At 52.5% G+C, this 15,837-nt stretch carries 9 protein-coding genes and 1 pseudogene; 1 reads left to right on the forward strand and 9 read right to left on the reverse strand.

Annotated elements, in window-relative coordinates; genetic code table 11:
- The first annotated feature begins 224 nt into the window (after positions 1 to 224).
- Positions 225 to 1,184: an arsenic resistance protein gene (locus E0D86_RS19680; protein ID WP_131651727.1), complete on the forward strand. Its 960-nt coding sequence runs from the start codon at positions 225 to 227 to the stop codon at positions 1,182 to 1,184.
- A 25-nt stretch (positions 1,185 to 1,209) separates the two neighbouring features.
- On the opposite strand, the gene tnpC is transcribed toward E0D86_RS19680, so the two are convergent.
- From tnpC to E0D86_RS19725, 9 genes and pseudogenes are all read right to left on the reverse strand, one after another.
- Positions 1,210 to 1,572, reverse strand: a complete 363-nt coding sequence (gene tnpC, locus E0D86_RS19685; protein ID WP_131651728.1) for a Tn3 family transposase post-transcriptional regulator TnpC — start codon at positions 1,570 to 1,572, stop codon at positions 1,210 to 1,212.
- Positions 1,569 to 4,582, reverse strand: a pseudogene (locus E0D86_RS19690) (Tn3 family transposase). The gene tnpC and the pseudogene E0D86_RS19690 overlap by 4 nt, the downstream one beginning before the upstream one ends.
- A 58-nt stretch (positions 4,583 to 4,640) precedes the next feature.
- Entirely contained in the window at positions 4,641 to 5,018 is a 378-nt protein-coding gene (locus E0D86_RS19695) for a UvrD-helicase domain-containing protein (RefSeq protein WP_256681283.1), read from the reverse strand.
- A 2-nt stretch (positions 5,019 to 5,020) separates the two neighbouring features.
- On the reverse strand, positions 5,021 to 7,003 hold the full coding sequence (locus E0D86_RS19700; protein ID WP_131651729.1) for an ATP-dependent endonuclease: 1,983 nt from the start codon (positions 7,001 to 7,003) through the stop codon (positions 5,021 to 5,023).
- A 458-nt stretch (positions 7,004 to 7,461) separates the two neighbouring features.
- Entirely contained in the window at positions 7,462 to 8,733 is a 1,272-nt protein-coding gene (locus E0D86_RS19705; protein WP_131651730.1) for a hypothetical protein, read from the reverse strand.
- Complete coding sequence (locus tag E0D86_RS19710; RefSeq protein WP_165914270.1) at positions 8,720 to 10,264, reverse strand: helix-hairpin-helix domain-containing protein; 1,545 nt, start codon at positions 10,262 to 10,264, stop codon at positions 8,720 to 8,722. The genes E0D86_RS19705 and E0D86_RS19710 overlap by 14 nt, the downstream gene beginning before the upstream one ends.
- 696 nt (positions 10,265 to 10,960) lie before the next feature.
- The gene (locus E0D86_RS19715; RefSeq protein ID WP_131651732.1) at positions 10,961 to 11,593 is read right to left on the reverse strand and encodes a hypothetical protein; all 633 of its coding nucleotides are present in this window, start codon (positions 11,591 to 11,593) and stop codon (positions 10,961 to 10,963) included.
- On the reverse strand, positions 11,590 to 13,881 hold the full coding sequence (locus E0D86_RS19720; RefSeq protein WP_131651733.1) for a site-specific integrase: 2,292 nt from the start codon (positions 13,879 to 13,881) through the stop codon (positions 11,590 to 11,592). Before E0D86_RS19720 ends, E0D86_RS19715 begins: the two co-directional genes overlap by 4 nt.
- Positions 13,878 to 15,731, reverse strand: a complete 1,854-nt coding sequence (locus E0D86_RS19725) for a hypothetical protein (protein ID WP_131651734.1) — start codon at positions 15,729 to 15,731, stop codon at positions 13,878 to 13,880. Before E0D86_RS19725 ends, E0D86_RS19720 begins: the two co-directional genes overlap by 4 nt.
- Positions 15,732 to 15,837: the final 106 nt, after the last annotated feature.

Consider the following 15,837-nt stretch of genomic DNA (forward strand, 5'->3'; position numbering starts at 1 on the left):
TAGCTCCTGGCGGTGAAGAACACTTGCGTCAGACCCGCCATCCGGTTTTTTCGAAACACCATGCTTCCTCTTCTCGGTAGGACTTGTTGGAGCGTTGTAAACCTTCGCCCACTGGCACAAGCGAAAAGCAACCAGGCAGCCCGCTGCGTAACCAGCCTCAACGCTGGGTTAAATCCGATGCCAGTGCGAGAATGTCGCCCTTGCGCAACAAGGGAAGATATCAGATGTCGCGGGACTGGCTGGAAGAACACCAGATAGCATTTTATTTCGCGGCGGTGGTGGCCGCTGCCATTGCAGGTTTGAGCTCTGCGCAATTCACCGGACTGACGGCCATGGCCATCACACCGGCGATTGCCGTGCTGATGTATGCCATGTTTCTGCAGATCCCTTTTCTGGAACTGCGAGAAGCCTTTGCCAACCGCCGCTTCGTCGGTGCCCTGTTGCTGGCCAACTTCCTGTTAGTGCCATTGATGGTGTGGCTGGTGACGTGGCCGCTCTCATCGAACAAGGCCTTGTTGGTCGGCGCGCTGCTTGTCCTGCTGACGCCTTGTATCGATTACGTGGTGGTCTTCACCCACCTGGGCAAAGGGGACTCTCGTCTGGTGCTCGCGGCGACGCCATTGCTGCTGTTGCTCCAGCTTCTGCTGCTGCCCCTCTACTTGCAGCTAATCCTTGGTTCCGAAGCCGGCACAGTGATCGAGCTGTGGCCCTTCGCAGAAGCATTCCTGTTACTGATCGTCCTACCCTTGGTAGCGGCTGTGCTCACCGAATTTGGAGGGCGCCGATCTCTGCTGGTTCGCGCATGGAGCGCAGGTTGGGCCTGGCTGCCAGTGCCTGCGATGGCCCTGGTTCTAATCGTGGTGGTGGGTTCGCAGATCGCGGCCGTCGTGTACCAACTCGACATCCTGGCGCCGTTGCTTCCGGTATACGGAGCCTTTCTTTTACTCGCTCCCGCCCTCGGCGTGCTCAGCTCCCGGCTATTTGGCTTGGAGGCTTCTGCCGCACGTGCAGTGGCCTTTAGCTCAGGCACTCGCAACTCGCTTGTAGTGCTTCCCCTGGCCCTAGCGCTCCCCGAGTCCATTCGCGCGCTGGCCGCAGCGGCTGTGATCACTCAGACACTCGTAGAACTGATTGGTGAATTGATCTACTTACGGGCGATTCCAGCCATGGTCAGGAACAGGTGAACCTGGTCGAAATCGGCGAGAGCGCTCATGCCTCGTGCTGTGGAGCAAGATTTATCAGCGGCGCAATGATGAGCTGAGCAGTGCGAGCCCAGGCAACCAGCGCCTCAAGATCCGTCTGCAGAGATTCGGCTTCTGCCCAGATACAAGCACTCTCGGCAGGCACCGTAAGGGCGATGCCCTCAATTATCGTCAGAGCCATCGCATGCAATCTCAGCAGCTCGTCGCGAATGGCGGTGGTTCCGCCCAGTTGCAGCAAGCAGGCGTCCAATCGATCAATCAGCCGGAGCAGTTGAGAGGTGTCGAAGCCGTCGCGCAGGTTTTCCAACGCCACCGCATCGACTTCGCCGTACGGTGTAACGCGAAAGGCTGCGGGAGGAACATTGATCATGTCGTTTTCTCGGTATCTAGCTGGCGAGATGTGATCACCCGCAGCGAGCCGGCAGCTTGTTGGAACACCGAGTCCTTAATCCAGGGCTCCGGTGGCCGGTTGAGCTTGAGGTTGAATTCGCCGAAGCGTTTGACGTTGCTGGTCAGGTAGGGGCTGAGGAAGGACACATCCTCGTCGGTGAACTGCCAACCCTCTCGGGCCAATTTCAGCAGAATGCGCATCATATCCACAGTGTTCTGCAGGATCACCGATGAGGCCACCATGTCGTTGTAGCGCAGACGTTTTTGCTGTTCGTCCGGATCGTTCTCGGCAATCACGTCGCCACCGAACGAAAGCCACTTCGAGAAACCATTGTAGGACTCGATTTTGTTGGTGTTCGCGGTGACTTCCTGGCGCAACTCGCGGCTGCCGATCCAGTTGAGCAGGAAGATCGTGCGGATCACGCTGCCCAGTGCCTGGGCCGCATGGTAGAGCTTGTTGCGCCGACTATAGGAGCCGAGTTTTCGCAGCAGCATAGGCGAGGAGATTTTGCCGGCCTGGATGGACAGCGCGACCTGCATCAGATCTTGCCAGTGAGTTTCGATCAAGTGCCAGTCGGCAGTGTCGGTGAACAGGCGGTTGATATGCTTGTACGACGCACCGCGATCCGGCCTGCACATCACCAGGTCACGCCAGTTGCGGATACGCGGCATCAGGTTGATGCCCAGCAGATGGGTGAAGGCAAAGACTGTCGCCGATTGCCCCTGAGTATCTGAATACACAGTGTCTGCCTCGACACTGAGATCAGCCTTAAGCAGCCCTCAATTACGTAAATCGCCTCCCAGATGCCTGGTGGGATGAAGTGCTGGAACACAGCGATGTAGTTGTTGGCCACGTGCCGATAGGCCACGGCACCCATCTTGCGGTAGCGGAAATGATAGCCGGCCAGCAGGTTGTCATCATAGAAGTCGAACTGCGTGCCGTCCGCTGCCACCGCCTTGCCATCGCCCCAGAGCTTAGGCAGATCAAGCTGCAAATAGAGTTCCACCAGCTCGCGGTTAGCCTTGTCCAGCTTCTCCAGTGAAAGGTGGCGGCGATTCGTATAGGACAGCATGTGTGGCGTGACATTACCGGCCAGATGCCGCGCAGCCTGGTTGGGACCAAGATTGCAGCCCATGGCGAAGATGGTCATCAGATAGCGCTCGGCAGGCTCTTTGAGCTTCGGCTCGTTACCGGACATGGGACCGAAATGCCGCGTGAACTGAATCCAATGCTCGATGTTGGCCATGATGTCGAGCACGTGCCTGGCCGGCATGCGCTGCATAAGCGCCGTCTGTAGTGAGATGGCCGAAGGTGGAATGTCCCGCGCCGTTACTCGGCGCAACACCGGTTCTCCGGCTTCGTTAATCGATACGTCCCCTCGGCAAGATGGGAATTTGTCGTCCAGTTGTTGCGCGGTTTCCTCCAGCTGAGTCTTGAGGGAGGCAACAAACTCCTTGGCCGTGCCTGGCAGCCCGACCTTTTCGCAGTAGGCCGGTAGTCGCTGCAGGCATTCTTCCCAGGGCAGCAACTGCTTGCGGTAGTCGGCGAAGGATTCCGACCCCTGTACACACATGTCACCCGATCGCAGCTCGCTGGCCAGGTAGGAGAACACGCAGACTTCTAAATAGCGCCGGTTGGTCGGTGGCCCCTCACTGGCAGGACGGCGAACGACCTTGCCCCAGCGCTCCGACGCAAACGACAAGTCGACGTGCTCGTCGACCCATTCGCGGTGTAGATTCTCGCTGTCCTGGATCAGTTGAAGAGCCTGAACCAGCGATCGATCCTGAGTCGTGGGCTCCAGTTGAAGAAGGTGGCTTAGACGGAACAATAACGAGCGATGGGACTTGAAGTGCTTCCAGATCAGCGGGAGGTAGTTATTACCGCCGGTAGCCTGTACTTCGGCGCAAGTCTCACGCAACCGATCCAGATTGCCACCGGGGGAGAGGTATTCCCGAATTAGACTGCCAGCCTCCTGGTCATCCGGTTCTTGAACCAGAATCTGCACCACGCCATCTAGGGTCGCCGCCAACTGCTCTAGCTTCTGGCGTTGCCGCGCCTGGATTTGCTCCAACTCCTCCTTGGCGCGTTTATGGATCGTCGAAATCCGTCGGATGAACATCTCGGCCAAGTGATCCCGGGTCCGCACGCGCATGCGGTAGATTAAGGCCAGCATCAGCGTGTAGCGCTTCGGCAGTAAGCAGTCCTTCAACTCGGCTACGTCCGACGCCGCGGCTTGGGCAGCGAAGTGACGGATCTTGGTGTCGACTATTCCTTCAAAAATGGCACCCAGATCCCCGAAGCTCTCTAGCCATGCCAGATGATCGATCAGTACCTCCAAGTGCTTGCGAGATGGCTTCTTGGGCGCCTGCTTCAGCGCATTGAAGTCGCTCTGGCGTCGGCCGAAGTCAGTATCGAGCAGATCCTTTAGCTTGTGGATCACCTCGACTGGCGTTCTGGTTACTACAAGGTTGAATATTGCCTCTTGGGATTCGGCATGAATTCGCTCAGCAAGATCATTCAGGGTCGAGTACGCAGGGAGCTCATGATCCTGGCGGATCAGCTCTTCGATTACGGAGTTGATGATGTCGGCGCGCTGGTCAAGCACAAACGACATTGCTTTGGCATGCCGCTCGGCGAGCTCCATGGCATCAGAGCCGTAGAATGCCGTCACACCGAGGCGAGCTCGGATCGCGTTCATGTGGCGATATTGCTGGAACCACTTGTATTCCGCGATTTTCACCTTGCTACGCTGACCCAACTCTCCGCGAATGAAGTCCACTAGTTGATTAGGTACGTCGGTGATATCAGGAAAATATCGGAGCACCTGAAAGGTCTTGAGGAGAACGGCGAGATTGAGGTGAAAGGGGGCCTTGGACTTGCTTCGTACCCACTTAATCTCATCATCTGAGAATGAAAAATCACGCTGCAGCTCAGCTTTTGAATACGCCTTTGGCAGAGTGGGATACGCCGTACGCTCTAATGAAGCCATAGGAACTCCTTTTTCTGAGGAGTCAGAAAAGATAGTCCACGATCAGAGGCTGTGCGGTCTATTTGGTAAACTCTCCTGGCATCAACACGTTACGAGCGAAGTGAGTGAATTTTCCCTTTATCTCGGCATGACCCCTCATCGAGTCGAAGCGGCTCGCGTGGGTATGGTGACAGCGCTGACGTACGCGTGCTGCCAGATTGGCCGCAGCATCGCGTTTGAAACTGATCGCCAAAATACGCCGAGGAGATGAGGCGGTATCAGTCTGAAGCAGAAAGGCCGCGCGCTGTGCGAGTAGCTCTGTCTTGCCAGCGCCTGGCCCCGCAATAACGGACCGATTTTTTCTCGAACGGACCACTTTCAGGGCGTTGGGCTCAAGAGCTTTAACCCCTACGGGCTTCCAATCCTCGGGACGGATTCGGCGTGACGAGGCGGGCATGCTCAGTCCCGCTTCAACGAGCTGGCAATATGGCGAACGACTTCGGCCAGAACTGCTGGCATGTCCTCGACTAGGCTCGCCTTGCTAATCCGGGCCAATGCCGCCAAATGCGTAGCTGGCTTGCTGTGGGTGAGAAAGTGGTACCGATAATCCGGAAACAATGGTGGGTAGTTCTCATAGGGTCCCGTGTATACCGAAAGCCCCGGACCTGACACCCCCAAGACAACCTCCGCGGCCTTGTCAGCGGCCATACGGGGACCACCCCCTTTAGGGATCACGGCGGCATAGTCCGCGGGGAAGCCATTCAGCATGCCTAGATCAAGGTCTAGCGGGGCCGAAAAGTAGACCCCGTACTGCTTCAAGCTGTTAACCCAACCCAACAAACAAGAGTGGTCCGGCGAGTTTTCCCATTCGTGCATTTTGGCAAATGACGCGTCGGTCATAACGCCGTTTGTGGTTTTCAGCAGTTCAGCCTTGGGTGCGCCGAACTCAATAAGCTTCTCAATCGCTGTTTTCACTCGCCCCCAACCACCACCATCACGGCCGAGGTCCAAGTCTAGGAGAGTCGCGTGAGGAATACCTAATCCCCTAAGTAGTCGCCAGAAATATTGTACGTGTCGTCCACCTAGAGGGACGATCGCGACGAAAGCTGGGTCGATGAGAAGATCAAGCGCCTCGGCGAGTTGAGGTAGAACAATCCTTTCCGAGTCTCCCTCAACAAGCAGGACGAACCGAGCGAAGTACAGCTCTGGATAGGCCAAGATGGCTCCACGTACAAACTTGCTGGCTTCAACATCGTCAGTTGGAAGCTCAATTCGTTTCACAGTAGAGACGCGCGTCTTTGCGTGGCAGCGGCAGTAGCGGACCTCACTCGGCTCGACTCGGCTAAGAACTGCCGGCGAATGGCTGGTAATTATAACCTGAGCCCCGCTGGCCTCAGTCAACGATCGAGCCTGGCGGATGATTCGAGCAAGAAAGTAGGGTGAAAGATGGTTTTCAGGTTCCTCAAGGGCAAACAATGTGAGTGCGGGAATATGGAGTACATCCTCCCGAAATCCTTCTACAGAACCTTCAACGACCTCGCGCTCCAGGTCAAAAACGGCGGCGGCCAATGCGAAGTAAAATAGTGACTGTTGTCCGTCGCTTAGGGCTTCGATACCTCTTTCTCGCTTGTCAGGCCCCTGCTCAAATATGACTGCGATCTTGTTTATCACCTCCTCAAACCGTCGGCTCACCAGACTGAGTCTTGGCTTGGTACTGGAAGCGTCGTCATGCAAATCTGCCCAGCGAGTTTGCAGAGCCTCGGTAATCGCGGTGATCGCAGATTCGCCTTCAAATGCGGCTGTCAGGCTCTCAGTCGCCTCTTGCACTTTGTCTTCAGTGTCGGAGGACCATTCAATAGCCCTCAGCAGTCGGGCGGCCAGCGTACCGGCAGTTGTTCGGACTTGGCCGGCGGCATCCCGGCTAGCTGGGGTGTAATAAAGTTGTATGAGGCCCCGATCGGTTACAGCCACAGGGTGGTATTTGTCCTCTGCGGGCTCTGCATCCAGGCTATCGATCCAAAAGAGGTTCTGTGACACCTCTCCCTCTAGCGTGCCGTCGTCGTCCCATTGTGCTTCAAGCCGCATTCGGCAAACAGGCGCTTGGGCCGCTCTAGTGATCAACATGTGCCGAAATGAAGGAGCGATGGTTTCTGGGGTTGCAGACCCGTCCATCAACTCTGGGAAAGCGATGAGCGCCTCGATGAAAAGTTCTTTGGAATCGCGGCTTTCAGGATCCTCTCCAAGAGCGAGGTGAAAATCTGAAAGTAGTACGGTGCGCTGCGCCCGTGTGACCCCAAACAGCTTTGACATAGCCTGGAGAAGCGCAGTTTTACCCGCAGCGTTAGGGCCAACGATCGTGGTGACCTTATCTGAGATTGGGATGACAATCTCATTCGGCCCGAAACAACGAAAACCAGATACCGTGATCGACTCGATGCGCAAAGGTTCCTTCCTCAATGCGGTAACAGGCACACATGCTCGTTACTATTCGGTGAGGTTAGCGCAGTATCCTTTCGCGCACAGCCCAGTGATCGGGATTTTTGGACCACTCTGGCCATTTATGTATTCAGGCCATGGGGACCAACTACTGGATAGCAGCAAGCTGATTTCCAGTCTCCCAAACACCAGCGCAAGCGTCCCCGCCGAACTCGAATGCCATGCGGTCTGCCTCACTCAAAGTCGTCAGTGGAGGAATGAGACTATGTCGAGGCGATCATCGGCGCAGCGATCATCAAAGTATTCAGTTGAGGCTGCATGCTGACTCACACTCGTAGATCACCCATTTCATGAGCGGTGGTATATATATCTCCGCCAGTACATCTGCGGAGGCCATTCGCTTTTTGGTCCGCCAGGCTCATTCGCTCGACTTATGCCCGCGTTTTTCCATAAAGGCTGCACGTTCATCTCTTAGTAGAGCGCAGTCGTGCATCTAATGCTGCTAATTCCCTCGATAGGGACGCGACATCCGCCCGCAGACGGTTATTTTCGTCAGCGAGGCGCGCATTTGCTTCTTTGTCACGGAAAGTGGAGCTGCCGCGGATTCGTCGTTGCGTATCCCGAACATATGCCGCCTGGCTACCCAAGCTTTCCTGACCCAGTGCTTGCGCGATCGACATTGACAGCGATTCCCCGCTGGTATCCAGTCCAAGTTCTATTCGAGCGTCTAAATCACGCTCCAGATAAGCGTTGGTGAAGCCTCTACGCCAAGCGTGCAGCCCTGCCCCCCAAGGCCAATCCAAAGCATGCCGAGCGCGGTTGAATAAGGTCGACACAGCCCCGGCCGTAAGGGGCTGACCATTTCGATCATTAAGAAAAATCTCGGACCGGGAGCTTCGGGTCCGAATTAGACAATCACCGCGCTCGGTATCAATATAGTTCAGAAGTCGAGCTACCACGCGCCCAGGCACGTCAAAGCTATTGTCATAGCCAAACTTTTGTTTCGCGGGGGTTACTGGAAAATCCTCATAGGGCTGCGCACGCGCGGCAGCAAAATCTGCGACTGTTAGACTCAGTATCGAGCCTCTTCGCCAACCTACTAACCAAGCCAGCTCAAAAATTAGGCAGTTGCGCAGTGCCAGATGCGAAGGGAATGTATCGTAAAAATATTCAGTAAGTGCTGATCGATGGGACTCATTAGGCACGAATCCTAGGCGATGCTTGCTGCGCTCACCCGCATGTTTAAACGTAAGCGGATAACGTTGGCGGTTGCGTTTCTGTGGGTTGATGTCTAGCAATAATGTACTTGTTATCTGACACTGATGCACACCTAGTAAACGTCGGTTGGCGCCATACGTGGGGTCCTTTTGAAGCCATGCGTAAAAGAGATATACATTACGAAGATCTAAGTTAACTGAACGTCGACGGGCCTGAGGACTTTTGCCGCTATTGACTGCTCGCCGTTCAACCAGCGCGTTGCGAAATATCTTCAAGGTTTCGTCCGTTACATTCCACATCCCGACCTGCTGGTTATGCAGAAAGCGGAACCACTTCAATAGTGCATATGCTCGATTTTCGATGGTTTTATGGTTGAGCTCGTCAACGTCCACACAGTCTATGATGTAGTCAATGAATGGCCAAATTGTGCCACCATAGTGATCACATAAATGCCAGTATGTACTGCCATCGCTGGCGGCATCTCTATACAAAGCAATTGAAGTTTTATTTATTGCCATCAGGGCTACCCAAAATTCGAGATTTTGCCTGGGTAATGAGCTGCTTGCTCAATGACAGTAAAGCATGGCTAATGTGCTTATTAATTTCATCCGGTACTCCCGATGACACATCAATTGTGGCCACAGTTACAAACCGTTCACACTTCAACGTCCGAAATGCCGGCCGGCCGGGGAAGGGGAATCTGCTTAGCGGCAAAGGGAGTACCATGGTTGTCACGTCTTCAGACTCGATAGCGTCTAACGTAGTGACGGTCAAAGACTCGTGGAAAGGTGGCGCTGGCAACTGTGAGAGGTCATTCGCCCAGCGCGCTTTAAAAAAATCACAATCGTCCCGATTAGCAAAAACTACCGCAACAGGGCCGTTTTTAAGTTGTTGGAAACATAGTCCTATCAATGCTCTAAAAAAATCGCTAGAACCTACCCGTAGAACGAAATTTCCGGGCTTTTTTGGCGCCGATGAGCGATACGGCTCCAGACTTTCCAGAAAGCAGCTTGTGAGATTTTCGGCATGAGGTTCTTTGGTTTCGTTTGAGGAGCCGGGATCTATAAGGTGCGCAGAAGGTAATTCGCTATAAGTTAGAAGTGTTGCGACCAGATCCTTCTCAGTTGCCGCTAATCCATCGTCAACTAAAACAAAACGGGTCGCACCACTGGCACACGCTAACGCTCGAGCCAATGCCATTAAAGACTGTGATGATGACAGCCAAATGACTGTGTGTCTTCCGGGTGGTGCTGTTTCAAATAAAGCCTTTGTCGAAGTGCTTACTGGGAGATTCTTCGATTTGTTAAGTAGGCTTTCTTCAACTAAAGGACTTTCAACAATTATTTGAAATGACTCATTTTGTGATGTCAGCGCTTCAGTTAATGATGTGATAAAAGCGTGCCGAAGTTTGGCTGAATGACCACGTACCCAGCTGCTTTTATAACATAAGGTCTGCAGCACCGCATCCTCAATAGATATGTGTCTTCGTCGGCGTGCCGAGGACTTGTAGGAGTGGACTAAAGTTGTCAGTGTATAAGTTACAAACGCCAACTGGCGCGCGGTTGCCTCACTTATCAATATTTCAGTGGCTAGGCGTACTAGCTGGCCATCTTTCTCTGCCCGAAGAATAGCCGCAAACGTTTCATGCTTTTGAATGCATAGCAGTTTAGCTACTGCTTCCTGCAGCTGTGAAGACTCCAGCCCGAGCTGTCCATGGTCCTGACTTTGGTACATGACCGCGTCTATGGCTGCCGTCAGACGCCGAGGGTCTTCCATCGGAATACCCATACTTAGTGCGATCAGATCGGCTTCTTGAAAAGACGTGAACGCCAGCAACCGATATGGGTTTACACGCAGCTTCTCGTAGGCTTCATTCCCGTAATGATCGAACATTAGCTTGGCCAATTCGTCCGCGCAGGCCGAGACGTGCATTCTTTTTATCAAGGGTAAGCACTGTATAAACGTTTGCCAGAATAGGACGGTCCGCTCTGCAATTTGATATTGCAAGGGGCCGCCTAATGTATCTGCTAACAGATGGACATTGGCCATAGAAAGAGACTCAGTTAACAAGTCACCTAACCGAGATTCCCATCGCTTAGCGCGATGCTCGTGGAGGCCGGGGACATTCTTGCAAAGGAAAGGGATAATGAGTGGGCTTGGCGGCATACATCTTTCACCCCTCAAGATCTCCCATCGCTCGCCAGTCTCTGGGTCGTAACCTCTAATGCCCTCAAAGAACCATACCTGTCCAGGCAACGGGCGAGTAATGAGAGCATATGGCGGAATGTGGGCGCGCCAAGCTCCAGAGACGGTTCGCCAGCGCAAGATGATGGTGCTATCGCTTTCCTCGAGCACGCTCTCCACGAGCCCGGTGTGCGAAGAGAGCAGATTCTTCTCGACCAATCCACAGGTCATGGATGAAGGCTTCGGCCAGTGGTAAGCAGAAGCGTCACAGCATGCAACTTGCGTTTCAGATCAGCATTCTCTTCCTCTAGCGCGGTAACTGCGCGTTCAAGTTCCGAAACTTTAGACGCTGATTCGGGCTTGGGGGATAGCGGCTGTGATTTTTCCAGAGACGCAATCAATTCTCGTAGTCTGGGGTTCGATCCTAGTGTCGACCGAGTTATGCCAACAGCAGCGCACAAGGCTGCTTTGTTAAGCCGACCGTTACGCCGCGGAACGATATTAGCGCCTGACAGCCATGCTTGTAGCCTCTTAACAGCGGCATCGGCTTTGGCCTGAGTGCTAGCTGCCATGGGGGGCTCTCAGAGGGCTTACCTTAGCCAGCAGTTTGGTTAGTTTGGCGTTTCGTTGTTGCTCCTGACTCAGCGCAGCCGCTGTAAGGTTCAGATTTTTCCTGAGCTCGGCATTATCTCCTTCGTATTTTGCTCGGAGCTGCGCATGCTCTCGCTTCATCTGGCGCAGTTCCCGTTGCTGTTCCCTGAGCTCAGCGACCCGTAAACCGATTGTGTGCTGAGCAATTTTCAAAGCTTGCTGGAGCTTGCGCGCAGTGGTTGCGCTGCCAGACGCTTGTTGATTTTCTGCGCACAGACGCAATGCGGCAATAAGGCGAGCAGCTTGCTCTGCGCTTGCCGGACGCTTAGATAGCGTGTCATTCCCTGTCACGGTCAGTAGAGGGAGTTTTGCTTGCAAGCGGGGAGAGTTCTGGGATCCATCCCACAGCTTAAATTGCCGCAAGCTGGTTGGAAAGAACTCCAGTACCTTGCGATCCCGTGAGTCAAGTAACACATGCCCGTCTTCATCCATACGGTATGGAATGCCTTGTTCGATCCAGTCGTTCAACAGAGCAAGCTTGCGATCAATAGCCGCCTGCGCAGCTTGTTTTGATACTTGTGATTGATGCAGTAGTCGACTCACGAAATGACTTCTCGCGCACGGTTAATCTGGTTTAATTGATCAGCATTTTTTTGTATTTGCTCCTCAGTCACCGCAATTAATTGAACCAAGTTATCATAGTCAAAAGCTGCACGAGCTTGCTGAAGAGGTGGTAACAAAATATCACAGCTATCGGTCTCTAACTGTTTTAGATCATCCCGAAGGTTGTCGAGATAGGCTTGGTTATTAAAATGGTATGGGCAATGTTGACATAGCCGAGCGCTTGCATGCTCGCGTGCCAAATCACTACCGCGTTCGCACTTCGCCTTCAGTTGGCGTTTCGCATCAGGAGCATGGCATTGCCCATGAAACATAGGTTTTGCGCGGTAACCACGACCTGATAATGTTTTAGTTATAGGTGCTGCCGCCTCATTCTGCGCAATGGCAAGATTGGACCGCATTTGGCGGTACAGCTTGCGGACAATTCGGCTAAATCCCCCTGCTGTCCCTTCCCCTGACAAAATTTGTTCTACCGCCATCGAAAGCTTTTCCTGTTCCACTTCGGCCAACGCTGTGTCCAGGTCTGCGTAACTTTCATCTAAGGCTGAGCGTAATTTCTCATTCGCTACCGAGAAACGTGATTGACCTAGACGCGCACGGATCTGCTCTGCAAGCGGCCGACTCGACGGATCAGTGACGTATACCCGAGTCCTAGCTACGTCAAGGTGCCTTAGTTGCTGTTTAAGTGCGCGTAGATCCGCATGTTCGTATTGATGAAAATACAATAGAGCATAGAAGCGTCTAAACATATGTGGCGACAGGCTCAAGTCATCGGAATTCCCACCTAAGGCTACTTGGAAAAAGCTAACAAGTGACCTGGTTCGCCCTGAATCATTGGCAAAACTTAGGTGTGCCTCGCCTTGTATGCCCCGTTGGTTACGTCGGCCGCAGGTAAAGATACTTCCCCCCGATTCAGCTTCTCTATCCGGCGGCAAGCTCAGCCTTGCGAGCTCCTCCAAGCACCGAATAGCATCTGCTGAGGTCCGGTTGATATAAAATACATGACGCCCGAAATATGTTTTTTCGATGTAGAATCGAGTTTGATAAATTCCGGCGTCGTCATCGATCACAGTTAAATCATCAACCCGCAGGCCATAATGTACGTCACATATCTCGCGATTACGCCGAGCGTTCATGGCTGCCAAAATGATCGCGCACGCGCACTGTATCGCACTGAGAACTTGGTCCACTGTATGGCTATGATCGTTCTTCGCGTAACATCCTGAAGTCATCCAGAGCGTGATAGGTTTTCGCAAGAGGCTGTTTAGCTTTTGAGTGACCGGGTGCGTTGCGAGCCAAGAATTGGACAGGGAAGAGAGTTTTGGATGGCGTCCTTCTGCGGTCCTGGCGCTTTTTAGTAACTCTATCAGTATTGGTGCCACTTCATAGAGCATGTGTAAGGCCTGGAGCATTACCCTAACTGCTTCTTCTAATTTCAGGTTGGCAGTTCTGGTTGCCTTTTTCGGAGACAAGCGTCTAGATGAACGCGCGGGCTGTTCAGCTGAGCGCTGCTGCAACCGATCAACTACAGGGGACAATAAACACCAGTCGTTAAGCGAACTTAAGGTGTTTTGAACGACTAGACGGCCGACCGGAACCGCATCAGAAGCTTTGCGCTTCTTCCAGTCCGCAGTAAATTGTAACGTGGGTATGGCCTCGATTCTTGATTTGACGCTATAAGGCAATGGCAATAATCCACCCCATCCAATTCGTTCGCGCCAAAATGGTTGCCGTAACGTTTCAATATATCTGATTCCTCTACACGTCCTGTAGTGAAAGCCAAGTTCGAAGTCGTCTGATGTGGTCAGGTCTAAGGCACAATGCCAACGCTCGTCGACCTTGAGCGCAGCCACCCAGCCTCCTTTGGCATAAGCATCCATCAACTCCGCAATGTCATGCTTCGTAGCGTCGCGTAGTCGATATATTCCCCGGGATCTAAGCCAGTCGAGGACATGGCGAAGTAAATATAGCTGCCGTGTTAAGGTCCTAGCCGGGGGTCGTTCCATCTTTGCGTTGCGCAGCTTCCGATCAGCTATGGCTATTGCCGTATTGATATAATCTTGCTCATCACTAAGGCGAATAAACGAAGGCTGCCCGAGTGTTGGTGGGAGAATGAAATCCGCAAGGTTGATGATGTGATTGCCTAGATTGTCTTGATAGTGAATTGACGTTCCGCTATAGGCTAATTTCTCCGAGACAGGTACATAGCAAAAACCTGCATCAATGCCTAACGCATCGTGCTCTATATGCTCTGCAAGAAGAGAATTCATACCAGCTTTTCCTCTGCTTTTCTAAGCAGGTCGGGACGCTGCTCATGAACAATAGACAACAAAACATGTATGTACAGAAGTCGTGGAATATGTAACCGTGAAAAGGCAGCCTGATTTATGTGATAGAGATTGCTCCATCGAGATTGATAGTAACGCAAAGTCCTAAGAGCCATTTCGAGAGTGCGTTCTGTGACAGTCAGTCGATAATTAGGGCAGCCTGTTCCGGATTGGCATAATGTACCGGCACAAGGCTCGCCAGGCTCTAAGTTTTCCTCTGGGTGCCCGCAGTAAGGATCAATGCAGGCGCCTCCATCTCCTGTTGGGAAAAGTAAATTTTGATCTATATCGGAATGGTTTAACTTTCGCTCCGTTACAAGATGTTCGCCGCCAGAAAGATAAGTCAATGATGTTTCTATGCGACGCTGAAACTGCAACATATTTGCTTCATTCATGCGAAAGAAAAGCGTATTTTGGAGGTATCCATCCGTCACTAATAGGTGCTTATGCCCTAGTAATACACGTACTGCTTCGAGGTCGCGTTGAGGAAGATAGGTTAGTGCAGATCTAAGGGGGCGTATCTCCGATGCCGTGAACTTGTCTAGGTTGTGGCTAATACAAAATCTTTTTATCCGTAGAGCGTCGGCAAAATTGATAGTATATTTAAATCCGTCAATCTGCCAGCCGAACCATAATCGTAATTCTGAAGGTGCGATCAGATTTAGCGCTTTGAGCTGTTGATGGTTCCACAGCAGAAGGGAAATAGCCTTGCAGACCAGTCGTGAAGATGGGAAAACATCTACCACCGGTGTGTCGTCGTCCGTTTTTCCCTTATACCCCTGCAATTGATAGCCGCCCTGCGGCTGCGGTGTGATATCGGATAAAGTGAGAGAGCCAACGGCGCTCTGGTTCCAGCCGGTGTGAATAAGAAGCGCAATAAATATTGCAACCATAACCGGATTAGGAAGCCGATAGCGAGCTTGGAACCAAGGCGCCGAGCTATTACGGAATTGGTATGCTGATACACCTTCGATTGCGGTAGCAACGCTGCAAACGGGATAAACTCCTTCTGGGAGTCCGGTTGAGTCAGTCGCTGGTTTATGCTGTTCTAGTTGTTGAAGCAAGACTGCAGCTAAGAGAGCCGGTTCAGGCTTGGCCCTTAAATATTTGTTCTTGTCTCTATTCCATCCTACTGTTTTGTATCTGCTCTCTTGCGAAATTGGGACAGCCAACCACTGGTTTTGCTGAGTGATGATCCTCTCATATAAATAAAACTCTTTAGCTATTGCCTCCTCGATAGCCGTCTGTCGATTAAGTAATGTCTCATGCGTCTGGCGCACTAAATCATCCCAATCTACATGACGTTGGAGTGCTAGTTCAGAAGGAAGATCGTTTCTCGGCAATCGTTTGCGACGTCGTAAACGGGGAAAGTGCTCTTGGACTACTCCTCTCAGGCTATTTCCGTCTCCTAGTTTGTCAGGTCCTGATGTGAGAATGCGGCGCAAAGCTGTAGAGAATTTCGACGCACTTTCGCGCGTTAGCTTAGTATTTGTTGAGAGATCGGCCTCCATGGCATGTAGAATTGCCACTATGTCGCGTTCTATCAATTGCGTTGGACTGCGATTGAGCATTTCTGCCGATGATTCGCTCAAGTATTTTAGAGCTTGGCGTATCTGGCTGATGGATGTGCTATCTATCGGACACAGCCTCGACTGATGTGCAAGTGCCTCAATTCCTTGGCGAAGGATAGACGCTTGTGCCCATCTACTCGCATCCAGCGAGCTGCTGCCTTCTCTAATGCCCCCGGCTCTCGTTCTACATACAGAAAACACCACCAAATCGCTTTCCGACATCTCGTATACCTGTTCCTGGTGAAAAAAGATGTTGTATTCTCAAAAAAGATAATGTTTTCAGCAAAATAAGCTTGCTCAGTCGGTAGGTACACCATTGAAGAGTACA

Source organism: Pseudomonas sp. IC_126 (genome assembly GCF_004331835.1).
GTDB lineage: Bacteria > Pseudomonadota > Gammaproteobacteria > Pseudomonadales > Pseudomonadaceae > Stutzerimonas.